23 protein-coding genes are annotated in these 26,387 nt (G+C 45.1%); 13 read left to right on the top strand and 10 right to left on the bottom strand.

Features of this window, described 5'->3' with window-relative positions; all coding sequences use genetic code 11:
* The first annotated feature begins 166 nt into the window (after nucleotides 1–166).
* The 3 genes from bamG (at nucleotide 167) to KE626_RS02315 (ending at nucleotide 2,739) form a co-directional block, all read left to right on the top strand.
* Entirely contained in the window at nucleotides 167–1,465 is a 1,299-nt protein-coding gene (bamG, locus tag KE626_RS02305; protein WP_211971264.1) for a BamG family beta-barrel-assembly machinery protein, read from the top strand.
* 137 nt (nucleotides 1,466–1,602) lie between these two features.
* Entirely contained in the window at nucleotides 1,603–2,154 is a 552-nt protein-coding gene (gene lptC, locus KE626_RS02310; protein ID WP_211971265.1) for an LPS export ABC transporter periplasmic protein LptC, read from the top strand.
* A gap of 246 nt (nucleotides 2,155–2,400) precedes the next feature.
* Nucleotides 2,401–2,739 (top strand): tRNA-binding protein, encoded by a 339-nt coding sequence (locus KE626_RS02315; RefSeq protein WP_211971266.1) that lies wholly within the window; start codon nucleotides 2,401–2,403, stop codon nucleotides 2,737–2,739.
* 691 nt (nucleotides 2,740–3,430) lie between these two features.
* Here KE626_RS02315 and KE626_RS02320 read toward each other — a convergent pair.
* Entirely contained in the window at nucleotides 3,431–5,581 is a 2,151-nt protein-coding gene (locus KE626_RS02320) for a S9 family peptidase (RefSeq protein WP_249207208.1), read from the bottom strand.
* Nucleotides 5,582–5,873: 292 nt separating this feature from the next.
* Here KE626_RS02320 and lysS point away from each other — a divergent pair, with 292 nt between their 5' ends.
* The 3 genes from lysS to KE626_RS02335 all read left to right on the top strand — a co-directional run bounded on the left by lysS (nucleotide 5,874) and on the right by KE626_RS02335 (nucleotide 9,281).
* Nucleotides 5,874–7,388, top strand: a complete 1,515-nt coding sequence (lysS, locus tag KE626_RS02325) for a lysine--tRNA ligase (RefSeq protein WP_211971267.1) — start codon at nucleotides 5,874–5,876, stop codon at nucleotides 7,386–7,388.
* A gap of 246 nt (nucleotides 7,389–7,634) precedes the next feature.
* Complete coding sequence (locus KE626_RS02330) at nucleotides 7,635–8,468, top strand: universal stress protein (protein WP_211971268.1); 834 nt, start codon at nucleotides 7,635–7,637, stop codon at nucleotides 8,466–8,468.
* 39 nt (nucleotides 8,469–8,507) lie between these two features.
* Entirely contained in the window at nucleotides 8,508–9,281 is a 774-nt protein-coding gene (locus KE626_RS02335; protein ID WP_211971269.1) for a DUF4197 domain-containing protein, read from the top strand.
* 73 nt (nucleotides 9,282–9,354) lie between these two features.
* Here KE626_RS02335 and KE626_RS02340 read toward each other — a convergent pair whose 3' ends face one another.
* Both KE626_RS02340 and KE626_RS02345 read right to left on the bottom strand, forming a co-directional pair.
* Complete coding sequence (locus KE626_RS02340) at nucleotides 9,355–10,242, bottom strand: flavin reductase family protein (RefSeq protein WP_211971270.1); 888 nt, start codon at nucleotides 10,240–10,242, stop codon at nucleotides 9,355–9,357.
* A 2-nt stretch (nucleotides 10,243–10,244) separates the two neighbouring features.
* On the bottom strand, nucleotides 10,245–11,258 hold the full coding sequence (locus KE626_RS02345) for a fumarylacetoacetate hydrolase family protein (protein ID WP_211971271.1): 1,014 nt from the start codon (nucleotides 11,256–11,258) through the stop codon (nucleotides 10,245–10,247).
* Between the two features lie 169 nt (nucleotides 11,259–11,427).
* On the opposite strand from KE626_RS02345, the gene KE626_RS02350 reads away from it, so the two are divergent.
* Nucleotides 11,428–12,675, top strand: coding sequence for a serine hydrolase (locus tag KE626_RS02350; protein ID WP_211971272.1), 1,248 nt, complete (start codon nucleotides 11,428–11,430; stop codon nucleotides 12,673–12,675).
* Nucleotides 12,676–12,865: 190 nt separating this feature from the next.
* Nucleotides 12,866–13,522 (top strand): sterol desaturase family protein, encoded by a 657-nt coding sequence (locus KE626_RS02355; RefSeq protein WP_211971273.1) that lies wholly within the window; start codon nucleotides 12,866–12,868, stop codon nucleotides 13,520–13,522.
* Nucleotides 13,523–13,626: 104 nt separating this feature from the next.
* Here the strand turns inward: KE626_RS02355 and KE626_RS02360 are convergent, their stop codons facing one another.
* The 6 genes from KE626_RS02360 to KE626_RS02385 all read right to left on the bottom strand — a co-directional run bounded on the left by KE626_RS02360 (nucleotide 13,627) and on the right by KE626_RS02385 (nucleotide 18,671).
* Complete coding sequence (locus tag KE626_RS02360) at nucleotides 13,627–13,971, bottom strand: hypothetical protein (protein ID WP_211971274.1); 345 nt, start codon at nucleotides 13,969–13,971, stop codon at nucleotides 13,627–13,629.
* Nucleotides 13,971–14,912 carry a DUF6263 family protein gene (locus KE626_RS02365; protein WP_211971275.1) on the bottom strand — a complete coding sequence of 314 codons (942 nt, stop codon included), beginning with the start codon at nucleotides 14,910–14,912 and terminating at the stop codon, nucleotides 13,971–13,973. The genes KE626_RS02360 and KE626_RS02365 overlap by 1 nt, the downstream gene beginning before the upstream one ends.
* A gap of 17 nt (nucleotides 14,913–14,929) precedes the next feature.
* Nucleotides 14,930–15,703, bottom strand: coding sequence for a TIGR02757 family protein (locus KE626_RS02370; protein WP_211971276.1), 774 nt, complete (start codon nucleotides 15,701–15,703; stop codon nucleotides 14,930–14,932).
* Nucleotides 15,704–15,845: 142 nt separating this feature from the next.
* Entirely contained in the window at nucleotides 15,846–16,985 is a 1,140-nt protein-coding gene (locus KE626_RS02375; RefSeq protein ID WP_211971277.1) for a cystathionine gamma-synthase, read from the bottom strand.
* Between the two features lie 383 nt (nucleotides 16,986–17,368).
* On the bottom strand, nucleotides 17,369–17,980 hold the full coding sequence (locus KE626_RS02380; protein ID WP_249207209.1) for a DUF2911 domain-containing protein: 612 nt from the start codon (nucleotides 17,978–17,980) through the stop codon (nucleotides 17,369–17,371).
* A gap of 94 nt (nucleotides 17,981–18,074) precedes the next feature.
* Nucleotides 18,075–18,671, bottom strand: coding sequence for an acyl carrier protein phosphodiesterase (locus KE626_RS02385; RefSeq protein WP_211971278.1), 597 nt, complete (start codon nucleotides 18,669–18,671; stop codon nucleotides 18,075–18,077).
* Between the two features lie 301 nt (nucleotides 18,672–18,972).
* Between KE626_RS02385 and KE626_RS02390 the strand changes: the two genes are divergently transcribed.
* Together KE626_RS02390 and KE626_RS02395 are read left to right on the top strand one after the other, a co-directional pair.
* A complete protein-coding gene (locus tag KE626_RS02390) occupies nucleotides 18,973–19,425 on the top strand; it encodes a hypothetical protein (RefSeq protein WP_211971279.1) in 453 nt (150 codons plus the stop codon).
* A gap of 150 nt (nucleotides 19,426–19,575) precedes the next feature.
* A complete protein-coding gene (locus tag KE626_RS02395) occupies nucleotides 19,576–20,550 on the top strand; it encodes a deoxyhypusine synthase family protein (RefSeq protein ID WP_211971280.1) in 975 nt (324 codons plus the stop codon).
* A 205-nt stretch (nucleotides 20,551–20,755) separates the two neighbouring features.
* On the opposite strand, the gene hemW is transcribed toward KE626_RS02395, so the two are convergent.
* A complete protein-coding gene (hemW, locus tag KE626_RS02400; protein ID WP_211971281.1) occupies nucleotides 20,756–21,880 on the bottom strand; it encodes a radical SAM family heme chaperone HemW in 1,125 nt (374 codons plus the stop codon).
* Nucleotides 21,881–22,061: 181 nt separating this feature from the next.
* Between hemW and KE626_RS34990 the strand changes: the two genes are divergently transcribed.
* From KE626_RS34990 to KE626_RS02415, 3 genes are all read left to right on the top strand, one after another.
* Nucleotides 22,062–23,147: a DUF4271 domain-containing protein gene (locus KE626_RS34990; protein ID WP_211971282.1), complete on the top strand. Its 1,086-nt coding sequence runs from the start codon at nucleotides 22,062–22,064 to the stop codon at nucleotides 23,145–23,147.
* 35 nt (nucleotides 23,148–23,182) lie between these two features.
* The gene (locus KE626_RS02410; protein ID WP_211971283.1) at nucleotides 23,183–23,974 is read left to right on the top strand and encodes a uroporphyrinogen-III synthase; all 792 of its coding nucleotides are present in this window, start codon (nucleotides 23,183–23,185) and stop codon (nucleotides 23,972–23,974) included.
* 328 nt (nucleotides 23,975–24,302) lie between these two features.
* On the top strand, nucleotides 24,303–26,348 hold the full coding sequence (locus KE626_RS02415) for a thioredoxin domain-containing protein (RefSeq protein ID WP_211971284.1): 2,046 nt from the start codon (nucleotides 24,303–24,305) through the stop codon (nucleotides 26,346–26,348).
* The last annotated feature ends 39 nt before the right edge of the window (nucleotides 26,349–26,387 follow it).

The following is a 26,387-nucleotide window of genomic DNA, read 5'->3' on the forward strand; positions in this document are numbered from 1 at the left end:
TAGTAAGATGCCTGCCTGGTATGCGTTTGATGCCCCTCGAAAGGCAACTTTAACGTGCATTTAACAGGTAGCATTTTTGTTTTTTTTGCTTCCCGCCTTAAAAAGTAGATATTTGCAGACCCATATTTTCAAAGGAATAAGGGCTTAAACTCAATTCTGTAACTAAATGCATTGGACAAAAGTCAGTATTCTTTGCCTGCTGGGAACCATTTTTCTGTTGGCAAATAAGGCAATCGCACAGGACAACTCACCATATTCGCGCTACGGATTAGGAGACCTGAATAACAACCAGAATACGGTAAACCGTGGTATGGGAGGTGTTTCTCAGGCTTATAGTGATCCTCAGTCAGTAAATTTTGTCAATCCGGCCAGCTATTCCAGCCTGTTGCTGACAACCTTCGATGTGGGTGTTGAAGGCGGAGGCAGATCCATCACGGATCAGGGTAACAAGTTCAGCTCCGGTTTCGGTACCCTGTCTTACCTGCAGCTCGGTATCCCCATCGTGAAAAATAAATGGGGCCTGAACCTGGGTTTACGCCCGGTTACCAGGGTGTCCTATAACATACAGCAAGGATTCAACGGCACATTTTTCGATACCCTCCGTTATCCGCTTACCAACAAATATGAAGGAAGCGGCGGTCTTTATCAACTCTATGCCGGTACAGGCGTACGCTTTGGTAATTTCAGCGTTGGAGTGAACCTGGGCTACCTTTTTGGTAACATCGAAAATAACACCCGCCTCGTGTTCCCGGATCCAACTATTTACCCTTCCCACAAAATGTTCCGTACTTCCTATAGCAGCTTCTTTTATAAACTGGGCGTACAGTACAGGGCAAAAGTGGCCACCGATATGGACCTCACCTTTGGCGCCTCCGGTAGCCTGAAACAAAATATGCATGCCCGCCAGGAAACACTCAGCGAAACCCTGCTGTTTGATGCCAATAGCGGCAACTATTCTACCCAGGACACCGTTAAATATGTAAAAGGAGAAAGAGGTACCGTTGTTTATCCGCAGGAACTTGCCGGTGGTATCATGCTCCGCAAATATGATAAATGGATGGTGGGTGTGGATTTCAACACCAGCCAATGGGATAATTTCCAAAGCTTCGGTGCTAAGGGAGATTCCTTGCAAAATGCCTGGAAACTCTCCGTCGGCGGACAATTTGTACCTAATGCCACCGCACTCAGCGGGTATTGGAACAGGGTGGCCTACCGCCTGGGTGGTTACTACGGGAAAGACTATCTGAAATTAAATGGTGTTGATATGCCTACTATGGGCTTTACGGTGGGCGCCGGCTTACCTGTTCGTCGTATGCCATACTCTAACCAGTACAGCATGATCAACCTGGCGTTTGAAGTGGCGCATCGCGGTAATAATCAAACAGTATTAAAAGAAAATATTTACCGCATATCCCTCGGTTTCACCCTGAGCGACAAGTGGTTCATTAAGCGTAAGTACGAATAAAGCATTCAGCTATAAATAAAAGGCAGCGGAGATATAAGCTTAGTTAATATTAAAACTTTGTTTATGTCTCCGCTGCATTTTTACCGGTAGCTAAAAGCTAGCCGCTAATAGCTATCTTTGGCCCATTATTTCTTGAAATGATTAAAAGAACCATCATATTTTTTCTTATAGCCATTGCCGTTAGTAGCTGTGAAAACGATATACAGACAGTGATGGAGTTTGATTCCAAAAAAGCCGCAACGGAAAATGGGGAAGAAATTGTCACCATTTTCAGCCAGGGAGGAAGAGTAACCGCCAAATTACTGGCGCATACCATGGAACGCAGTCTCGACCGGCCCTCCTATGTGGCCTTTAATAATGGGTTACGGGTTTTTATGTACAATGATACCCTCGGACTGGAAAGTACCCTTTCTGCCAAAAAAGGGAAGTATCTCGAGGAGGAAGGTTACGTATACCTGTCCGACAGCGTGGTGGTGATTAATAAGAAAGGAGAACGGCTCGATACCAAAGAACTCAACTGGGATCCCAAAAGAAAGATCTTCTACTCCACTCAGGAGGTATTTATAAAAACACCAACAGATTCCCTGCATGGATGGGGACTGGAAGCCAATGAGGATTTCAGTGAAAAGAAGATATTGAAAGTGAGCGGACCAATTACGGTACAAGACAGCACCGCCGCATTAAACTAATCTGGTCATCGTAACGGTAATATATACACGAAAGAACCCCACCTATGCAGGTGGGGTTCTTTCGCTTTAACCTATTTTTTAACCTAAAATTTGGGTTAGCAATGTCAATAATTATGCCGGTTTATTATAATGTATGCAGGATAGCTACCTTTTACAAAATTTAATGCGTTGCCTCGGGCATCCGTATTTAGATTTGTATTCCCAGGGAGGCTTTGCTATATTTCCAGCCAGAAAAAATAACAGAAAATGGAAACTATCAACTGGCCGGACTTTGAAAAAGTAGAAATAAGAGCAGGCACCATCCTCGAAGCCAACGACTTTCCTAAAGCCCGCAACCCATCCTACCAGTTAGTGATTGATTTTGGACCGGAACTGGGCATAAAGAAGTCCTCCGCACAAATTACCAGTCTCTATCGTAAAGAAGAGCTGATTGGAAAACAAATTGTCGCCGTGGTGAATTTTCCCCCCAGGCAAATTGCCAATTTTATGTCCGAATGCCTCGTATTGGGTGTGGTAGGCGATAACAAAGAAGTTACCTTACTTCAACCTGATAAGCAGGTGATCAATGGGCAACGTATCGCATAATTAAATGAAGAAAACTATAGAAGGTATTATTTTTATATTGATTAATACGAAGTAGTATATATTTAATTTATCTAATTTTATTTTTTAATAATATTATTATTAAAATAATATAATAGCATATAAACCATTATCCCCTGTTTACGAACAATAATACATCGTTCACGGAAATGAAACCTAAGACTAAATTCCTCAGTATATCTTTGTTCTAGGTTTTTCATAGGATATGGTTAAAATTATTACAAGGGCGGTATTCTTACCACCCTTTTTTTTGCTTTTCAGCTCAATTTCTTTCGAAATCCATGAAAAAGATGTTCTAACAGCTATTCCAGTTGATAATCAGCATATTAGCGCTGGTGGACCATATATTATATTATCATGAAGTGTTTTTTGACCCTATACGTTCACCGTCTCATTTCATACGTTCACCGGAAAAAATATATCATTCACTAGAATGCGCACTGCAGTATCAGGAAATTCGGCCACCTTTGGTATAGGTTTTTCAATAAAGATATGGTTAAAATTTTTCGGGGCTGTAGTCTTGCAGCCCTGTTTCTTTTTTAAGACCTCCCACTTCATATCTTCTCTCCCCGGAATTTTAATTAATCACTTACAAATAACTTATACGATTACGGCCTGACAAACAGCGTATATCTGCATGCCAGGCCGTACCGGTAAAACTATAATAAGATAACTATTGCTGGAATTGCGCCGGGTAGGCTTTGTTCAGCAGGTTATTGTAAATAAAGTGGTTGCTTTCTCCGGAAGAATGAACGCTTTTCAGGCCACCCCAGCCATGGCGTTCGCCCGGATACAGCATAAATTCGAAGTGTTTGTTCAGGTTTTCCAGTTTATCTATCAACTGAATACAGTTCTGCATGTGCACGTTATCATCCATGGTGCCATGTACAATACGGATGAGGCCCTTATATTTATCGGCATAGGTCATTACCGCTGTTGCTTTATAGCCATCCGGATTTTCAGCCGGGGTATCCATATAGCGCTCCGTATAGTGGCTATCGTATAATTGCCAGTCAGTTACCGCAAAATTGGCCATGCCATGGGTAAATACATCTGCGCCATAGGTAAGCGCCATACAGGTCATATAGCCACCAAAACTGCCACCGGTCATGCATATTTTGCTGCTGTCGGCCCAGGGCTGTGAACGGAGCCAGATAGCGGCATCCATATAATCTTCTATTTCATGCTTACCAAGCTGGCGATGAATATAGTTCATCCCCATTTTGCCCAGCTGTCCGCTGCTGCGGTTATCGATAGCCACCTGTATTACCCCTTCCTGTGCCCACCATTGTTGTGTATTGCTGAATTTCCAGGTATCATACACGGTTCCTGCATTAGGTCCGCCATAAATGCTGATCAGGATAGGGTATTTTTTTCCTGGCTCCATATGCAGCGGCATGGTAATCGTAAGGGGTAACGTAAGACCATCACGTGTTTTGTATGTTTTTAACTCTGTTTGGGCCAGGTTATAATTATCAAACTGTTCTCCCCTGCTGTCGCCCAGCTCACGGATTACTTTCCCGTTGTTATCCATCAGCGCCATTTTCGCCGGTGTTTGCAGGTTGGAGTAAGTGGTAATAAAATACTTACCGCCCGGTGCTACTTTTACAGTATTGTTGTAATCGCCTTTTGTTAAACGGGTAACAACAGCGGTTTTCATGCTCACTTTATAAAGGTCAAACCGGGTGGAGGCTTCTTTCCTGGCCAGGAAGTATACCAGTTGGTTTTTGTCATCTATTTGCAGTACATCCTTCACGGTCCAGTTACCGGAGGTGAGTTGTTTTTTCAGGGAGCCGTCCATATTATACAGGTACAGGTGCGACCAGCCGGTTTTATCGCTTTGCAGCAGGAAGCCTTTATTATCCTGTACAAACGGAACTGCATCAAACCAGTCTATCCAGGTTTTCTGTTTTTCGTCGTAGATCTCTTTCTTCGTGCCACTTTCCGGGTTGATACTATATATTTTCAGGTTGTCCTGGCCGCGGTTCATCCACTGTATCCACAGCTGGTGACTATCGTCGGTCCAGAATGGGGTACCAAAATACTGGTCGTCGTTTTCGTTGAAATCGGCCCAGGTGGTGGCGCCGCCGGTAACCGGTACCACGCCTACCTTTACTGCGGGATTAGGATCCCCGGCTTTGGGATAGCGGGTATTTTCGAGATAACCGTGCTGGCCTTTCTCGCTATAAATAGGGAATACAGGCACTTTGGTATCGTTGAAATGCATGTAGGCAATTTTGCGGCTATCGGGGCTCCACCAGAAAGCGCGGTAGTGTGTAGGACGGCCTAAAATTTCTTCATAATATACCCAGGATGCCCAACCATTGTAGATTACGTCGGAACCATCGTTGGTATAGCGTGTTTCTTTTTTGGTGGCCACTTCTACGCTGTACAAATCATTGTTGCGGGTGAAGGCCACATATTTTCCATCCGGTGAAAGCGTGGGATTTTTTTCTTCGGCAATGTCGTTGGTTAAACGTAAGCTATTACCATCAGCCGCCTTATAGAATACATCCTTTTCACGTATCTCCACACTTGGCCCGTCTATCGGTGCCGTATATACGGATGCAGTACCGGTACGGGCATCTATTTTCCATGCCTGCATGCGGCCACCGGCGGCGTCGGGGCGCAATTCCAGGTAATGCTCTCCATCTACCCATTCCCGGATAGCTGGTAAAGATTTAGTGATGTGGGTGGCTTTTCCTTTAAAAGCCTGTTCATAAGTAAGATCCTGCTTTTGTTGCGCATGTAAACCGGATGTTAACAGCAGCAAGGCTGCACTACCGATGGTGGTTGGCTTAAACCATTGTTCGCTTGTCATCATTTGAATAGTATCAGGTGGTTTTTTTTGTTGTACTTGGCCGACGAAAATAAGCATAACTAAAAAATAGCGGCAACAATTTACACAAACGGGCATCTTCCCAAAACCACCCATTCGCCAAATTCCACCATTTATGAAAGATTTCCCCGCGACTGTTAATTCTGGCTCAAAATAGCAGTGGAAGCGGTTATCTTTAAATTGGTTTTCATAGGATATGGTCAAAAAATAAGAGGGCTGTAGTCTTACAGCCCTTTTTACTATTTTTGCACTCCAACAGGCAATTACAACTTACTACATGACACAATTATCTGAGCAAGAGATTATACGCCGGGAAAAATTACAGGAGCTGCATAGTTTAGGCATAGACCCCTACCCTGCGGCGGAGTACCCGGTTAATGATACTTCCGTAAACATAAAATCCAATTTTTCGGAAGAAACGAAAGAACAATTTCAGGCTGTTTGCCTGGCAGGCCGCGTGATGAACAAACGCGACATGGGTAAGGCCTCATTTGTCCAGATCCAGGACAGCGTAGGTCGTATCCAGATATACGTTCGCAGGGATGACATCTGCCCTGGTGAAGACAAAAGCGGTTACGATGTAGTGATGAAGAAATTGCTGGACATCGGTGATTTTATAGGGGTGAAGGGATATGTATTTATTACCAAAACCGGCGAAACCTCTATCCATGCCACAGAAATCACCATGCTGGCCAAATCGTTGCGTCCATTACCCATTGTAAAGGAGAAAGAAGGAGAAGTATTCGATGAGGTAACCGATCCTGAATTTAAATACCGGCAGCGTTATGTAGACCTGGTGATTAACCCGGAAGTGAAAGAGGTGTTTATCAAACGCACCAAAATCATGCAAACCATACGCGATTTCTATAATAACCTGGGTTACCTGGAAGTAGAAACGCCCATTCTGCAGCCAATTCCAGGGGGAGCTACCGCACGCCCGTTTACCACGCACCACAATGCACTGGACATGCCGCTCTACCTCCGCATAGCCAACGAGTTATACCTGAAACGCCTCATCGTAGGCGGTTTTGAAGGGGTGTACGAGTTTGCGAAAGACTTCCGTAACGAAGGGATGGACCGTACCCATAACCCGGAATTTACGGTGATGGAGATGTATGCCGCCTATAAGGACTATGAATGGATGATGCGCACCACTGAAGCCCTGCTGGAAAAAGTAGCGCTCACCCTCCATGGCACCACCACCGTTCAGGTAGGTGAAAAAACGATCGACTTCAAAGCGCCCTTCCGCCGCGTATCCATGTATGAAGCAATCCTGGAACATACCGGGATCGATATCTCCGCCATGGACGAAGCACAGCTCCGTGAGGTATGCAAACAGCTGGGTATACACGTAGATCCGAAATTTGGTAAAGCCAAACTGATCGACGAAATATTTGGTGAAAAATGCGAAGGCAACTACATACAACCAACCTTCATCACCGATTACCCGGTGGAAATGAGTCCGCTTACTAAAAAACACCGCAGCAAAGCCGGATTGGTAGAACGTTTTGAACTGATGGTAAACGGTAAGGAAATTGCCAATGCCTACAGTGAGCTGAACGACCCTATTGACCAGCGCGAACGCTTCGAAGACCAGGTGAAACTGATGGAACGCGGTGATGATGAAGCCATGTATATTGACTATGACTTCCTGCGTGCCCTGGAATACGGTATGCCGCCAACATCCGGTATCGGTATTGGTATCGACCGTTTAACTATGCTGATGACCAACCAGCCATCTATACAGGATGTGTTATTCTTCCCGCAAATGAAGCCGGAGCATAAGGCGTAAGGCCTAAAGTATAAATTATAAAGCTATTGAAGCGAATGAAAAGAGCGGATTTTCCCGCTTTTATCATTCGCTTCAATCGTTTTATGGACGTCCATTTTTCCTCATTACTTTTACCGGTGGCCCTATGCTTTCTCCTTTTCGCATTCCGCCCCGCCGATTCTGGCATTAAATTTTCATAAAGCGCTCATATACCGACGCACATTCTTAACTTTAAGTAGTACTTATCAGGATCTTAAAATTAGCCATATGAAAACAATTTTAGTACCCACTGATTTCTCTGATACCGCCTATAATGCTGCTACTTACGCCCTGGCCCTTGCAAACAGCCTCGGCGCAACACGTATTATACTGTACCATGCATATGAGCTGATTGTTCCCATCCCGGACGTTCCCACCATGATACCCATGGTTAATCCTGATGACCTGAAAACAGCCAGCCTGGAGGGCCTGGAGAAAATGAAAAAAGAGCTGGATGCCCTCGTATCTCCGGATACTACACTGGTTACACGCGCGGATAATACCCTTCTGGCAGCTACCATTGAAGAGGTGTGTAAAATGGAGCAGGTAGATCTGATTGTAATGGGGATTACAGGCGGCAGTAAGCTGGAAGAAGTATTAGTAGGCTCTAACACCATCGATGTGGTAAAAAATACCAGCTACCCGGTACTAATCGTACCCGGCACCGCGAAATATAAACCGATTGAAAAAATAGTTTTTGCAGCTGATCTGCGTAAAGTAGCGGAAACAACACCGGTAGAACCGCTGAAGAAACTATTGCATATTTTTAATGCCGAGTTACAGGTGATCAATATTGATCATGAAAGCAGGCATTTTAGCACAGATACGCCTTTTGAAACATTGATGCTCGACACGCTGCTGGAAGATTTTCACCCGGAATATCATTTTATCGATAACCCGAATGTTATTGAGGGAATTGTAGAATTTGCAGAAGAAAATAAAGCAGATATCATTCTTACTATTCCAAAAAAACACGGGTTGTTTGAAAGTATTTTTAAACGCAGTCGTACGTCGAAGCTCGCTTACCAGACACATATACCTTTGCTGACTTTACATGAATAATTTATACATTTGATACATATTAATATTTATAATAACACTATGCTTAAACGTTCATTATTAGTACTGCTGGGCTTTTTTTGCCTGCAGGCCACCCAGGCTCAATTTCTGAAAAAGCTGGGCAAACAACTGGAAACTGCTACCAACACAAACAACACGGGTAACGGTAACAGCAAGAACAACAACAGTGGTTCCTCGCTTGCCGGTTTAACAGAAGCTGACGCCGGAGGAGGTATCAAAGAAGCCCTGGCGAAAGGTGTAGCTGCCGGTATCGCCAAACTGAATAAAACAGATGGTTTTTTCGGGAGTGATGTATACAAATTACTGTTGCCACCGGATGCGGTGAAAATCGGGAATACCCTGCGCTCCATAGGACTGGGCAGCCAGGTGGATAAAGCCATTCTGCAGATTAACCGTTCTGCTGAAAAAGCAGTAGGTTATGCTGCGCCTATTTTTGTAAGCGCCATCAAACAAATGACCCTCACGGATGCGTTGAACCTGGTAAAAGGAGGTAAAACTTCTGCTACCGATTTCTTTAAGAGCAAAACCACCGATTCACTGAAAACAGCATTCTTACCGGTGATTAAAAAAACACTGGACAGCACCAGCGCTACCCGCTATTACTCAGACATCGTGACTTCCTATAATAAGCTGCCTACCACTTTCAATAAGGTAAACCCAGATCTGCAGGACTACGTAACCACTATGGCCGTAAATGCCCTGTTTGATCAGATTGCAAAAGAAGAACTGGCTATCCGCGCTAACCCGGCAGCCAGAACAACGGACCTGTTGAAAAAAGTATTTGGAGCAAAATAAACGCCTCTGATAATTGCAGCGGAGATGATCATGATCATACACTCATCTCCGCTGCATTACTAAAAGCTAAAAGCTAACGGCTAAAAGCTGTCAGCAATACCTGCCAGGCTTCGGCTATTTTTCCGCTGTCGAGCAGTTTTTTGGCATAATGATGAAGTTCCTTATCCATTTCCTCCGGTGTTACACTGTAATACTGGATAATATTTTTGAGATGGTCATCATGAAAGGTGGCATCCACAAACGGTACTTCATGTACATTCCCCAGCTGACCAAGATTATTACCCGTAAGAATATTGCTGTTGCGTATTGCCAGTGGTAAGGCATCTACGCCAATACCGCATTTGGTGTTGGGTTTGGCCACTTCAAATACGGCATCGCCGGAAGCCCTGCAATAATAGTCGCCTCCCATGCGGGCCACCAGGTCTATTTTATGCGGATCTATTTTTCCCTGGGCGTTCAGTATGTTTTCGTTAATGTGCAGCATTACCGGCTCACAAATTACCAGGTTGCCGGCGCCTCCTTCCTGCCCCGTTTCAATGATTTGCTTTACGATACATTCCATTTGTACCGGGCTTTCTTTTACACGGAAAGGTTTTACTTTTTCAGAGGCCAGCGGGGTAAACCCGGCCTTTTCAAACTCGTTTACACCGGCGGGATACTCGCAACTGCTCAGCGAAGCCTGTTGTACCATGGCATAGCTTACCACGTTGATCACCACTTCGTTGGTCGCATATACATTTTCCAGTGTATGCTTCACCGTATTATCGCGTACCCGGCGCGACGGGGAAAATATTAATGTAGGCGGATTGGCCCCAAATACGTTAAAGAAGCTGAAGGGCGACAAATTGGGCCTGCCTTTGGTGTCGATGGTGCTGGCAAAACAGATAGGACGCGGTGCTACGGCGCCCAGCAGGTAAGCATGCAACTCACTGGTTTTTATCTGGGACGGATCGATCTGCATGATTACGCTTTTTTCTTGAGGGCCAGGATAGAAAAATCACTGTCTTCTTTCACAATAGTATTGGAAAGGATGCCTAAACCGGTTATTTCCATTTCAACCACGTCGCCCGGTTGCAGCCATTGTTCTGCATAATCAGGGTCGTTCAGTTTGCCGGTGCCGTTCAGCTCCAGGAAACAGCCCGTACCTACGGTGCCGCTGCCAATAATATCGCCCGGCAGAATGTTTACACCATAAGCGCAACGCTCTACTATTTCGGCAAACGTCCAGTCCATATCACCCATATTACCTTCACTCACCGGGATGCCGTTTACTTTACAGGTCATCCTGAGATCGTAATTGTTGCCGGTATGACCAGGTTTGGCCGGTATTTTCAGCGATTCCAGTTCATCCGGTGTAACGAGCATAGGCCCTACTACCGTGCTGAAATCCTTGCCTTTGGCGGGCCCGAGGTTAAGCAGCATTTCTTCCATTTGCAGGGTACGCGCGCTCATATCGTTCATGATCATATAGCCACCAATGTAATCGTCGGCTTCGGCCGCGGTAATGTTACGCCCTGCCTTGCAGATAACGATCGCTACTTCCAGCTCAAAATCCAGTTTTTCGAAATGATCGGGCATGCAGTGGATGTCGCCGGGACCCTGTAATGCGTTGTGATTGGTGAAGTAGAAAATGGGGTACTGGTCAAATTCCGGAATCATGGCCACTTTGCGGTTGCGGCGTGCTGCAGCCACATGCTGGCGGAAAGCATAACCATCCCTGCAGGAGGTGGGAAACGGTACGGGAGACAGCAACTGCACATCCTTTACAGGTATACCAATAGCGCTGCTCGGATTCTTCCCTGCCTTTAGCAGGCTATCTGCCTGTTTGGCAATATCAATCACATCTTCCCACATCATCAGGAACATGCCCATATTATTAGGAAGATCGGGGAATAATTCCTGGGTATTATATAACAGCCCATCTACCAGGATGGCCAGCTGGTCTGTTTCTTCTCTTAAATAGCTTACTAGTTTCATGGTCTTTGATAATTGTTCTGGTTGTATGAAGCACCAAATATAAGAACGGCCTTCAAATGGTTTGGGTATTTTTTTCCATTATTCCGGCCCGCTTCCGTGAAAAGACTGGAAAAATGCTCGCAGCAGCCGGCTAATTCCTTTATATTTATACACAGAACGACCAACGTATATGCGCCCCTGTTTGCTGCTCTTGGTATTTTATAGCCATCTCTTTATGGTGCGGGCGCAATCCCGCACAGATACAATGCTGGAAAACCTGCTGCAGCAGCAGGCTTCACCGGGGCTAAGGCATATCTTGCAGTGGCCGGATTCTTTCCGTTACCAGCTTATTTATACCCAGATAGACCGGGACGCGGATAACACCCCCCATTTTAAAAATTACTATCTGCAGGTGGATGAAACAAAGTATTATAATCCTGCCAGTACCGTTAAACTGCCTATTGCATTGCTGGCGCTGGAAAAGTTACACGAGTTGAATATACCGGGTCTTACCGGGAATACACCGATGCTTACAGACAGTGCCTGGAAAGGACAGGTACGGGTGTACACCGATAGTACCGCAGAAAACGGTTTGCCCTCCATTTATCAGTATATCAGGCAAATATTTCTTATCAGCGACAATGATGCTTACAACCGGTTGTATGAATTTGTAGGGCAGCAGCACATCCATGAAAGACTATGGGCAATGGGATACCCGAACGTACGCATTGTAAGACGGTTTATGCCGCTTACCGAGGAAGAAAACCGGCATACCAATCCCATTCGCTTTGTGACAAACGGGCAACTGGTATATGGGCAGCCAGCTGCTTATGATACCCTGTCTTTCGATTACAGCCATAAGGCAACAATCGGTACAGGATATCTCGACAAAGATGATAAGCTGGTATTTCTGCCAATGGACTTTACAAAGCACAATAACCTTCCATTGGCGGCATTACAGCAAATGTTGCAGTCGGTGTTGTTTCCCGCATCAGTGCCGGCCACACAGCGTTTTCATCTCACAAAAAATGATTACCGGTTTTTATACCGCTATATGTCACAATATCCGTCGGAAACCCCCTGGCCCAGGTATGATACTACGGAGTATTATAACAGCTTTACCAAATTTTTTTTTTTCAAAGATGGTAAACAGAACATTCCGCCATACATCCGTGTATTTAATAAGGCCGGGTGGTCCTATGGCTTCCTGACAGATGCAGCATACATTGTGGATTTTAAACATGGCGTGGAGTTTATGCTGACAGGTAACCTGTACGTTAACCGGGACGGTATATTGAATGATAATAAATATGAATATGAAGGAGAAGGATATTCATTCTTCCGGGAAGTAGGAGAAATTATTTATAAATATGAATTGCAACGCAGGAGAAAACATAAACCCAACCTGCATGATTTCAATATAAAATATAAAGAGTAGCAAGTGCGGAATAAATATTATTTATAAACTTATAGCCATGCAATATGCGCGAAATAATACCTGAACGTCGTATTTTTGCGTGCCATTTGGACAGTCGAATTTAAAACGCGCATCATTTTTGAGGCGGCTGCCAGTGTTTATAAGGAAGGTTTTATTCATATCCCGTAACTGTACTCTAAAATTCGGAGTTATGAAGTTTGAAAAGATTAAGAACAAAGGACAGGCAAGATTATTTGAGAGCCAGTATCTTGAGATGCTTACCAAAACGCATCCATTGGTGATCTGGGGGCTGTATTTGCCCATTATCGGCTATATGTTATATTATAGCCACAATACCTTAGGCTTTACTCCCGGTACAGTAGCGGGCATATTCATCGGGGCCATGGCATTCTGGTCTTTCTTTGAATATATCATGCATAGGTTTATGTTTCACTTTGCGAGCGACAGGCCTAAAGTGCAACGTTTTATTTATGTAATGCATGGTAACCATCACGAGTACCCGAGAGACAAGCAGCGTTTATTTATGCCCCCGGTACCAAGCCTGATACTTGCCTCCGCTATATTTGGTGTACAATACATCTTCCTGCAGCAAATTACATTTATGTTTTTCCCCGGCTTTATCCTGGGTTACCTGATTTATGGCAGTATGCACTACGCCATCCATGCGTGGAATCCGCCGTTCCGGTTTATGAAACCGCTTTGGCGCAACCATCATCTGCATCACTACAAAAGTGAGGACAAGGGTTTTGGCGTAAGTTCTTCTATCTGGGATCATGTATTCGGTACCTTCTTCGACCTGGATAAAGAGAAGGAAGACAAGGAAAAAGTAAAGGAACTGATGTTCTAGCATCAGCTTTTAGCCATTAGCTGTTAGCTGTTAGCAAATGCAGCGAAGATCAACATTACATGATGTTTGCTGCATTTGCTAACAGCTAATGGCTAAAAGCTGGCTCACCATCTCTCTTCATCGTCAGGGAGATGATCTTGTTTATAAGTAGCCCGGGAAGTGATTTTTTGTAATTGTCTTTCAATAATCAGCGCAGCAATAGGTTTATAGGGGTCTGTTCCTGTAGCCGCTGCTTCCTCCAGTATCATTTTCACGCGTTTTTCCGCTACATCTGTCCGGTATAGTATGAATATAAATTGCTGAAAATTTTCGCTGATCAGTATCTCCAGCCGTTTCGCCAACAGTTCTTCCAGTAGTTCATAGCTAACATTAACGGGTACACTTATCTCAAAGTTTTCCTGCGTCCATGCCGCTGTTTCCTGGAGGTATTGTGCTGGCGATGCTGTCATTATTTCATTTGTTTGATTTTGTAAGAAGCGTTGGTCACTACTTTTACAGGTACTTTCAGGTCGCGTTTTATACGCTTGGCCTTGTTGGCTTTGTAAGTATAGTCGCCGGACATATCGGTATTTTGTACACAGATACTGGGTAATCCGCTGCTGCGGTTGATGAGGTAATTGGAAGAAGTAGTACCGCTGATTTCTGCAGTAGCTTTGATGCCGTCTTCCAGGGTCAGCATTTGTACTTTATCTGTTTTTATTTTAGAGGTGCCTCCGATTTTAGCGGTTTGCGCATCCCAGGTCTGCAGGTTCCAGTAAAGGTCTATGCTGCCCACTAATCCGCCACGTAAAGGCACGTTCTCTTCCCATTGGGTACCGGTTTTAATGCCATGTGCAGGATACATGATAAGGAGTTGTTCCAGCCAGCCCTGAAAAGCAGGGGTGCCAAACTGGTCTTTCATCAGTTTTATATAAGCTTCCTGTTCGTCTTTTTTCAGCGAGCTGAAAGCGCTGCCGGCATTATCAAGAATATTATCGAGGCCTTCTACTTTATTGATGATACCGGTTGTCTGTATTTCAACGGTAAAAGGTTGGTCCAGTACTTTTTTAAGACCAGCCTGGAATGGCTCGTCTTCCTTGGTGACCTTGGCATCTACATAGATGTTCTGGTTTTTTGCGTTGAAATTGAACTTGAGATCTTTGTAACGGAAGGTAAGCGTGGTTTTACCCGGCTGTATTTCGGTTACTTCCATGGTGATGATATTGTTATAATCGCGGGTGGTACGTTGTACAATATCATTGACTGTCATATAGGTTTCGCTTCTGCTTTTCTGTTCCAGCTCAAACAGTTCTCCTTTATGGAAGGTATAGTTGAGGGCTACATATTCCTGCGCCTTCGCGGACAAAGCCAATATTAATACCATTACGATCAGTCCCGGAATTCTTTTCATTACCATTTTTTATTTGATCAAACATATTTTTCAATCACACCCAGACCGAAAAGTGCAAAATCGTACCTGGCAGGATCGTCAGGATCGAGTTTCTTCAGTTGGTGGGTAAGGGCGGCGGCGGTTTTCCAATCGGCTTTAGCCTCAGGTATTAATCCCAGCCGGGCAGCTACCCTGCTTACATGTACATCCATCGGACATACGAGCTGCGAAGGTGATATGTGCTGCCAAAGCCCAAAATCCACGCCATTTTCGTCTTGTCGTACCATCCAGCGCAAATACATGTTCAATCTTTTGCAGGCGGAGTTTTTTGCAGGCGTGGCAATATGCTTTCCTGTTCTTTCCGGGTGCTCGAGTGCAAAAAATACCTTGCGGAATCCAATGAGTGCTTTTTCCACGTTATCGTCCTCGGGCGTAATATGGGCACTAAAAGCAAATTCCAGCGATGTTACATTGGTGTAATAGTGCTGGAGGAACTCGACAAAATACAACAGATCCAACCCGTTAAACGTGCGGTGACAGAATGAAAATAGCTTCATACGGTCTTTCGCCTGATGATGACGGATATAATCGTAAGGCGCGTTGTCCATCATTTTCAACAGTTCCGTGCATTTATTGATAATGCTGGTCCGGTTTCCCCAGGCCAGTATGGCCGCAAAGAGACCAGATATTTCAATATCCTGCAATACACTGAAACGGTGCGGGATGCAAATAGGATCATTTGCAATAAAATCCGGGTGATTATAGTATGCCGCCTTTGCATCTAAAAACTCCCTCAGTTTCTGGATTTTCATAAATTAAAATCACATGTGTATTACCACAAGCCTTTTTATATCAATGGTCACATTTGATATAAAAAGGCGCTGAATATGGTTGGGCAAATATTTACGCTCAGGTAAAGATAATTTTTACCGGATAAGAATTAAAATCTATTACTTAACCGATAGCTTTGGCCAGGTCTTCGGTCAGATCGTCTGCATCTTCAATGCCCACGCTCAGCCGGATGAGGGAATCTGCCAGTCCGTTCTTTATTCTCTCTGCCCTCGGAATAGAGGCATGAGTCATGCTGGCAGGATGGCCTATCAGCGACTCTACCCCGCCGAGCGATTCTGCCAGTGCAAACAGGTGTGTATTGCTCAGAATCCGGTTGGCCGATTCCATACTGTCGTTTTTCAGGGTAAAGGACATCATGCCGCCAAAACCCCGCATTTGCTGTTTCGCAATATCATGGTTGGGATGGTCTGAAAATCCCGGCCAGTATACTTTGTCCACCTTAGGATGATTACGAAGGAAATTGGCTACTACCACGCCGTTTTCGCAATGACGCTGCATCCTTACGTGCAGGGTTTTAATACCGCGCAGCACCAGGAAGCAATCCTGCGGCCCAGGTACGGCTCCGCAGCTGTTTTGTATGAAATATAACTGTTTAGCCAGTTCTTCATTCTTTACAATCACCACCCCATGCACCACGTCGCTATGGCCTCCCAGGTATTTGGTAGCAGAATGCAGTACAATGTCGGCGCCCAGGTCCAGCGGGTTTTGCAGATAGGGGGAGGCAAAGGTATTATCTACACAAAGGATGGTTTCATTTTTCCTGGCGATCTGTGCGCAGGCCGCAATATCAATGATCCTTAAAAGGGGGTTGGTAGGTGTTTCCAGCCAGATCATCCTTGTTTGGGGAGTAATATGGGCCTCGATGTTCCGGGCATCGGCCATATCTATGAAATTGAACTTGATGCCATAACGCTCAAATACTTTCGTAAAGATACGGTAGGTACCTCCGTACAGATCGTTGGTAGCAATAACCTCATCGCCGGGGTTCAGGAGCTTCATCACGCCATCTGTAGCCGCCAGACCGCTGCCAAAGGAAATGCCATGAGTGCCGTTTTCAATTGCCGCCAATGCGTTTTGCAGCGCGTCGCGGGTAGGGTTTTGTGTACGGGCATATTCATAGCCTTTATGTACTCCCGGCGCACTTTGCACATAGGTAGAAGTTTGAAAAATTGGCGTCATAATAGCGCCGGTAGACGGATCGGGAGCTACACCTGCGTGTATGAGTTTTGTACCCAGCTTCATGTCTTAATGTTTAAAATGAATAATTTCTGGTGGTTTCCAAATATACTCCAGTTTTTGGGAACAGGGATCGCCCAAAATGATGAGAGGGATCACTTGTCCATTTTAGTTAATATTAACGTATGAGCTTGGAAAATGTAACGGTTACGAACATTTTTATATCGTTCACCAATTCGCTACTAACGGTTAGGCATAATCGGACTAAATTCGTTTTAGGTTTTTCATAGGATATGGTTAAAATTCTTAAGGCGGTATTCTTACCGCTTTTTCTTTTTTAAAGCGTAAGGCAAAAAGCATAAAGCAAAAAGCCATTGAGCAGAAGATCAGCGCGCATATTATTCGCTTACATCTTCTGCTCAATGGCTTTTTGCTTTATGCTTTTTGCCTTACGCTTTCTTTTTGCCGGTGGCTTTGGCAGTAACTGCATCAGACCATTTAATCGGCAAACTTACGCTTACCTTGTCCCAGGCGATGATCAGGTTAGCGCCGGGATCTCCTTTTTCAAATACCATGGTAAAGGCCTCTACAGCAGTATCCAGTGTTACTACCGGAAGAGCGGTTCTTACCACGTCCTTTTTCTGATCGTATTTAAAAGCGCCCCATATATCAGTATCCTTGTTCAGGATGATGGTCCACGTTTTTTCCGTAGGAATGGCATACAGCGTATAACGGCCTTTTGGAATAGCTTTACCGGCAATCGTTACCGGGCGGAAAAATTCAATTTCAGTAGCTTCGTTGGCTCCCAGACGCCATATTTTGCCATATTCTTCCAGGTTACCAAATATATCTCTTCCCTTGGTTTGCGGCCGGCTGTATATTACCCGGGCAACCAGTGAACCTGGTTCACCTTTTACTTTTACCACATAAGGATACATTACAGGGTAATAAGCCATGTCCATCGGACTGGCATCAAGTGGCGGCAATTTTTTATCCTGTGCTGCAGCGTGAAGGCTGAACATGCCGGCGATTAGGGCAAAAAGGAGAACTTTTTTCATCATCCTGGAAAGCTTTATTTCTTTTAAATGTAATTGGCGGCAAACCTACCCATTTTTAAGGAATCAGAAAAGCCGGTGATCCGCTTTTAACAAGCTGTTAGCGGTTTTCCTTTTGAAGCAGGTTTTCCACATGTGCCTGCAGCCCGGGGAAAAACTCCTGGTAACAGGTTTTCAATGCCGCATAATGTTCCATAAAAACCGCAAACACAATACTGCCATCGGTTTTAAGGTACCTGGCCCTCCGGGCCACTCCCCTGATGGAACTGGAAATACCGGCTGTTGTATGATAGTTGTATAGCCAGTTGTAAGCCTGCATATACTCAAACATCTCCAGGAATGCCGGTGGAAGCACCGCCGACTGCTGTTTTACTTCATTATAAACGTAACGGGCAAACGAATACAGCGAATCGTTTGTAAAGCGTTCAGGATCAGACGCCAGGAAATGATCATATACCAGGTCGGTAAATACACCGCTGTAAAGACCGCAGGAAGGCCTGAAAAACAATTTGGCCTTTGCCGTTACCGGATGCTGGTCCGTAAAACTGTCAATAGCCCGGTGGATGCGGATGCCCTGTTGTATACCAGCGCTAAAGTCAGCCATATTTTTCCGGCCTTTCACAAAATCAGCAATGAGATTGCCAATGATCAGCTCAGGTTGGCGGAAAGACAAATAAGCATGGGCCAGGTGGTTCATGGCCTCAAGATACGGATTTATGAGAGGACAGCCTTTTGAAGCCCCGGCCCGCAAACCTTATCCATTTTAACAATTTCTTAACTCCGGGCCATGCAACATTGGCAGGCTGGCACCAACAAACAAGCCATGGCTGGTCTTTACAGGCCTGTGTTCACCATCGGTCAGGCGGACGTTCATAAGCGGATACACCAACTAATCATGTGATCCCATCAGTAAAGAATGCCTTGACCACCAGGCACTTCCCGGCGTAGCTTTGACTCATCGAAACAAAAAATCACAATCACCATAAATTTTTTCCGCCATGAAAAAACTTATTTTATTAGTCAGTGCCGCACTCATATTCAGTGCAAATGTGCTTTTCGCAAGCCCTTATGAAACTACTGTTAACAAAAAAATCAACAGTACATTCACAGAATCTTTCACCGGTGCTACCGACGTTAAGTGGTATACCGATGACAACAAAACGTTTACTGCCAAGTTCACCATGAGCAACACCAAGGTGACGGCCTTCTTCCGGGAGGATGGTACCCTGCTGGCTACTTCACGCTACCTGCAGTCGGAACAGCTGCCCCTGAAAGTGGCCTGTAAACTGAATAAAAAATATCCTGCTACCAGCATTTATTGCGTAGTGGAATATACTTCCGGCGATAACATCGTATATTTCGTAACATTGGAAGGCACCGATACCTGGACCGTTATAAAAACAGACCAGGAGGCTAATATGAAGGTATATAGCCACCTTAAAAAAGCTTAGTTTTAGTAGTGTTAAAAATACAGAGCTCATGGTTTTTACCATGGGCTCTTTTGTTTTCCACCTGCCTGCGGCCCCTCCAAAAATTATCTTAACTTTGCCACCTGTTAAGGCTTATTAGCCAGACTGTTAATGTATAAATGATTAAACGACATGAATAAGGGACCCGTTTCTCAATTTATCCAGCACCATTACCGCCACTTTAATGCAGCTGCATTGGTGGATGCTGCCAAAGGATATGAAACACATTTGCTGGAAGGCGGTAAAATGATGGTGACACTGGCCGGTGCGATGAGTACGGCTGAATTGGGCATTTCTTTCGCAGAAATGATCCGTCAGGGTAAAGTAGATATTATTTCCTGCACCGGTGCAAACCTGGAAGAAGATATCATGAACCTGGTAGCACACACCCACTATAAAAGAGTGCCTAACTACCGCGATCTGAGTCCGCAGGAAGAATGGGATCTGCTGGAACAGGGCTTCAACCGCGTTACAGATACCTGTATTCCGGAAGAAGAAGCCTTCCGCCGTATCCAGAAACATATCCACAAAATATGGAAGGACGCGGAAGATAAAGGCGAACGTTATTTCCCGCATGAATATATGTACAAATTGCTGCTGAGCGGTGTGATGAAAGAACACTACGAAATCGATCCAAAAAACAGCTGGATGATTGCCGCCGCAGAAAGAAATATTCCGATCATCGTTCCGGGATGGGAAGACAGTACCATGGGTAATATCTTCGCTTCCTACTGCATCAAGGGCGAATTGAAAACATCGACCATGAAAAGCGGTATCGAATACATGATCTACCTGTCTGAATGGTACCGTGCAAACTCTGCTGGTAAAGGCGTTGGCTTCTTCCAGATAGGTGGCGGTATTGCTGGTGACTTCCCGATCTGCGTAGTGCCGATGATGTACCAGGATCTGGAATGGACAGATGTGCCTTTCTGGAGCTACTTCTGCCAGATATCAGACTCCACTACCTCCTACGGTTCCTATTCCGGCGCCGTACCAAATGAGAAAATTACCTGGGGTAAACTGGATATTCACACACCTAAGTTTATCGTAGAATCAGATGCTACCATTGTAGCACCACTGATCTTTGCATATATACTGGGTTGGTAAACTGCTGAAGCAGTTTACCAACAGCTTTTAGCCATTAGCTTTTAGCTGTTAGCGAAATGCAGCGAAGATGATCTTCGCTGCATTTTTTTGTTTTAAGCCGGGGCTAAAAATCGGGGGCAAAGGCGCGTCACGTCTTTCTTTTGCGGCATTTTGCAAACGGCTGGCTCGCTACATTTACTAACAGCTAATAGCTAATAGCTAACCGCTAGATAAATATTCCCGCCGCTATTCCATCTGCGAATAGTCGCCCTGCTGTTGTAAGCCGCAGGGTTTCCCCTACACGCTCCATTCTCCCCATCACTATATAGGGCTGGCTATGCGCGATCAGATGGGCAACAAGCGCAGCCCCGAATTTTTCGGCTATCCATTCCAGGTTACAGCCGGCGGCAGTGCGTAGGGCTGTCATAATATATTCGTTGAACTGCATGGCAGTGGTTAGCGACTCTATTTCAAAAGGTATTTTATTGGCGGCGATGCTTTTAATATATGCTGCGTTGTTGGCAATATTCCATTGTCTTGATATGCCGTTAAAGGAATGTGCGGAAGGTCCGAGTCCGAGGTAAGACCGGCCCTGCCAGTAGCTGCTGTTGTGCCGGGAATGCCATCCGGGTAGGGCAAAATTGGAGATTTCGTAATGCTCATAACCCGCAGTATTCAGCCATTCCATCAGCATTTCAAAGTGCCGGGCTGCCTTATCCGGGTCGGTTGCCGCCATTTTCTTTTTCTTAATAAAATGATCCAGCGCCGTACCTGGTTCTACGGTGAGTGCATAACACGACAAATGAGGGATGCCGAGTGCAATGGCCTGTTGTACATTCCGGGCCCAACCTTCGTCGCTCAGGGTAGGTCCGCCGTAAATAAGGTCGATGGTAATATTTTGAAAGCCGGTTTCCTGCGCCTGCCGGATACAGTTCAGTGCCTGTTCGCTGTTATGTGCCCGGTTCATCCAGGTGAGGTCTGTTTCATGAAAGGACTGTACGCCGATGCTCAACCGGTTGATGCCGGCGGCTTTCAGCATGAGCAGCTTTTCCGCACTGAGGTCATCGGGATTGGCTTCCAGGGTTATTTCTGCATCAGCGGCTACGGGAAAGGTAGCGTATATATGCGCTAGCAATGCCTGCAGTTCATCCGCCTGTAACAGGCTGGGCGTACCACCGCCGAAATAAATGGTGTGTACCGGTTCCCCGGCCAGGTAGTCTTTTTGCAAGGTGATTTCCTGCAACAAACTTTTTACCATGGCTCCCTGCTGTGAAACAGAAGTGGAAAAATGGAAGTTGCAGTAGTAACAGGCCTGTTTACAAAAAGGAATATGTAAATAAATTCCTGACATGCGCGTTTTTATAGTGGTCCGCCATTGCCGTTTTACGGGCCAACTATGGACTATTTTAATATCTTTGTGAGGTCAAAATTACGTTTCAGTTTTGTTATGTGAGCAGGACGGTGTTAATTGCCACCGGAAGGAACGTGATTATTGAAAAACCGATTTAAAGTCATTGCAAAATATTTTCCTGGTGCGAAACTGGTTACTGCTGTTATTCACTCTCAGTTATTTGCCGATACTGGCACAAACAACAGATTCCGGTGCTGTAAAGCCGCCGGTAGTAAAGAAAAAGCCGGTTATCACCCATGCTGCCGGTGATTCATCGCGTCCTAAGGCGCGTACAGCACCGGTGAAGAGAGATTCCACACGGGTTGGTTTAGTGAAGAAAGACAGTACCCGGGCCATTTCCCCGTTGACGGCGCATGTAAAAAAAGACAGCAGCCGGTTGGCAGCTGATACCACCGGGCATAAGGTAGATAGCACGGCACTGGCCGCGGTTCCTAAGGTGAAAGTTCCTTCTCCGTATGATCTGTACATGAAAAAGCTGGAGCAGGAAAACAGTTTGTTGAAACCTGGTAAACCCCGTTTTGTGGATACCAACCCGGTAAGACCTTACCGCAATATGGACTGGCTTATTTACCTGATAGCAGGCGTATTGCTGGTATTGAGCCTTATCCGCCTGTTTTACCAGAAGTATTTCGCAGACCTTTTCAGGGCATTCCTGAATCCTACGCTTAGTCAGCGGCAGTTGAAAGACCAGCTGTCACAGTCGCCCTTTCCCAATATGTTGCTGAATATCTTTTTCTCCATTGCGCTGGGACTTTATTTTTATCTCGTATTATACCGGCAGCAGGTATTCCCACAAGCGGAACCCTGGTTGCTGATTCCAGGTTTAATTGTGTTGGTGGCAGTGGTATATGGCTTTAAGTATGTGATGCTGCGCTTTTGCGGCTGGTTATTCGGTAATAGCGAGCTGGCGGACGCTTATATTTTTATCTTATACCTGATCAACAAGATTTTAGGGGTATTACTGGTGCCTTTCCTGGTAATTATCGCCTTTTGTACCCCGGAAATTGCCCGCGCATTCCTCTATATATCTTTATTTTTCATAGTATTACTTATTGTATATAGGTATATTAGATCTTATTCACTGGTTAGGCAGTACCTATCTTTCAGTAAATTGCATTTTTTTCTTTACCTTTGCGCATTCGAAGTAGCGCCTGTTTTAATATTAACCAAGGTGCTGCAGAATATCTGGTTAACTGGTAATCCCTGATTACCGCCTATTGTTAACACAAGAGCAAAAAACGTATGATAAAAGGCGGGCCAAAAAAAGATTTGCAAGGTAAACAAATTCAGTCAATCCTAATTTCTCAACCTAAGCCTGAAACAGAAAAGTCACCCTACTTTGATCTGGCCAAAAAGTTCAATATTAAATTGGATTTTTTCCCATTCATTAGGGTGGAAGGTTTGCCAGCGAAGGAGTTCAGAAAACAGAAAATCGACATTCTCAGCTTTACGGCAGTGATTTTCACCAGCCGTAACTCGGTAGACCACTTTTTCCGGATCTGTGAGGAAATGAAGGTGAAAGTGTCGCAGGATTGTAAATACTTTTGCATTACAGAAGCTGTAGCGTTGTACCTGCAGAAATTCATTCTCTATCGTAAGCGGAAGGTATTTTACGGTGCAGACGGTTCTACCAAAGGAGTACTGGAGGTAATGAACAAACACCGGGATAATGAAAAGTTCCTGTTCCCAAGTTCTGACAGCCAGAAAAAGGACATAGAAGAGTGGTTAAAAGCAAACAAGTGTGAATACGCCACCGCTACCCTCTACAAAACCGTTTCTACTGATGTAAAAGAAGTAATGGCGGCTACAGCTTATGATATGATCGTGTTTTTCAGTCCTTCAGGCGTTAAATCACTGTTCGAAAATATGCCGGAGTTTGAGCAGAACGGCACCCATATCGGTGCATTTGGTCCTACTACCTCCGCAGCTGTTGAAGAAGCAGGATTAAGACTGGATGTAAAAGCACCACTTCCGCAGGCGCCCTCTATGGCTGCTGCACTGGAACAGTATCTCACTACCTTAGCAAAGAAGTAAACAGTTTTTTTGTAATAAAATTCAGCAGGGATGGCATTATGCCATCCCTGTTTTGTATTGCCCGGGATTAAACTGATTTTGATGATTGACAGGATTTTTTCATCCGGTGGTTTAAAAAAAGACAGGTGGATATAAACGCGGATATAATCGCTGGTACCCGCTTTTGTATTTGTTAATTTTTCAAATGCCGTAAAAAGGCCGTCCTGTAAATCATCAAAATCAGTTTAATCCCGGGGTAAGACAAAAATTTTTCTTTGTAATCCTGAAAAAATAAATTTCTTTGTAAGAGATTATATTTTGTCAATCAATTTATCGCGTAGCGGAATCCATGAACAAGCTTATCAGTGAAACAAGCCCGTATTTGCTGCAGCATGCGCATAATCCTGTCAATTGGTATCCGTGGGGAGAAGAAGCCTTACAACGGGCTTTGCAGGAAGACAAACCCATATTGGTAAGCATTGGTTATGCCGCCTGTCACTGGTGCCATGTAATGGAAAGGGAGAGTTTTGAAAATGAGGCTACTGCGGCCATCATGAACGAGCATTTTATTAACATTAAAATAGACCGGGAAGAACGGCCGGACCTGGATCACATATACATGGACGCCGTTCAGGCGATGACCGGCGCCGGTGGCTGGCCGCTCAACGTATTTCTTACGCCGGATAAAAAACCCTTTTACGGCGGTACCTATTTTCCGCCAAAGCAGGCTTATAACCGGCCTTCCTGGACCGATGTGCTCCTGTCGCTCTCCGATGCTTTTCATACCAAAAGATCTGACATAGAAACACAGGCCGATAACCTGGTACAGCATATTAATCAATCGGCTCAATTTGGGCAGCAGGCAGCGCTGGACCTGAATATTCCCCGCGAGGAACTCTTTACCAAAGCGCAATGTGATACCATTTGCGGGAACATTCTCAAACAGGCTGATACCCAATGGGGTGGTTTCGGCCGTGCACCTAAATTTCCGCAAACCTTTACCATTGCTTATTTGCTGCGATATTATCATGCGTATCAACATCCCGAAGCATTGCAACAGGCATTGTTGTCGCTGGATAAAATGCTGCAGGGAGGTATTTATGACCAGCTGGGCGGCGGTTTTGCCAGGTATGCTACTGATGAAAAGTGGCTGGCGCCTCATTTTGAGAAGATGTTGTACGACAATGCACTGCTCATTGATGTGCTCTGTGATGCCTGGCAACTAACCCGTAATGAGGTGTATGCTGAAACCATCAGGGAAACGCTGGGATATATTACAAGAGAAATGACTTCCCCCGAAGGAGGTTTCTATGCAGCGCTGGATGCGGATTCAGAAGGGGTGGAAGGTAAATTTTATACCTGGAGCAAGGCGGAAATACATCATATTCTCGGAGAACAGGCCATCCCTTTCTGTGAGTATTATGATGTAACCGAACATGGCAACTGGGAAGAACAGAATATTTTATGGGTGCAACAGCCGTTGCTGCAGTTTGCGGCAGAAAAAGGCTACGACCCTGCAGTATTGGGCGCCATGCTGAAGGGTTGCCGGGAAAAGCTGCTGGCGGTGCGGGCCAACAGGGTTCGGCCGGGGTTGGACGATAAAATCCTGCTCGGCTGGAATGCACTGATGGTGCATGCCTGTTGTAAGGCCTATACGGCATTGGGAGCGGAAGAATACCGGCAGATGGCCATCCGCAACATGGATTTTTGCCTGGCAAACTTCCGCCAGGAAGAAGGAGCACCCGCCCTTTATCATACCTGGAAGAAGGGGCAGGCAAAGTACCCTGCATTCCTTGATGATTATGCGTCGGTGATCAGGGCGCTGATTGCACTGCAGGAAATTACCGGCAATACCGCTTACTTATATGAAGCCAGGGATATTGCCAGCTTTGTGACCGCCAATTTTAGCGATGAGCAGGCCCTGTTTTTCTATTACACAATTGAAGGTCAGGATGATGTGATTGTACGGAAAAAGGAAATTTATGATGGGGCAGTACCCAGTGGTAATGCGCTGATGATCCAGAACCTTTGGTACCTTTCTGTTGTTTTTGATCATAAGCAGTGGGCAGACCGGTGTGTGGCGGCTGTTTCCAGCCTTTCCCAAACGGTGGTACGCTACCCTACCTCTTTTGGCGTGTGGGCAAGCCAGTTGTTACAGTTTGTAAAAGGAACCCCTGAACTGGCAGTGGTAGGAAAAAATTTCAGGGAAAAGATGGAGGAAACCCGAAAATGGTTTATTCCGTATAGGATATTGTTGGGTGCAGAAAAAAATATTCCTGGTATTCCGCTGTTAAGCGGCCGGGAGCAGGAAAACGAGACTTTAGTTTACTTATGCAAAGATTATCATTGCATTAAGCCCGTACATTATATAGAAGAAATTATTAATTTAATATAATAATTATGTAACTTGCCCTCTGTAAGGGAAGCCAACGAT

Source organism: Chitinophaga hostae (assembly GCF_018224885.1).
GTDB lineage: Bacteria > Bacteroidota > Bacteroidia > Chitinophagales > Chitinophagaceae > Chitinophaga > Chitinophaga hostae.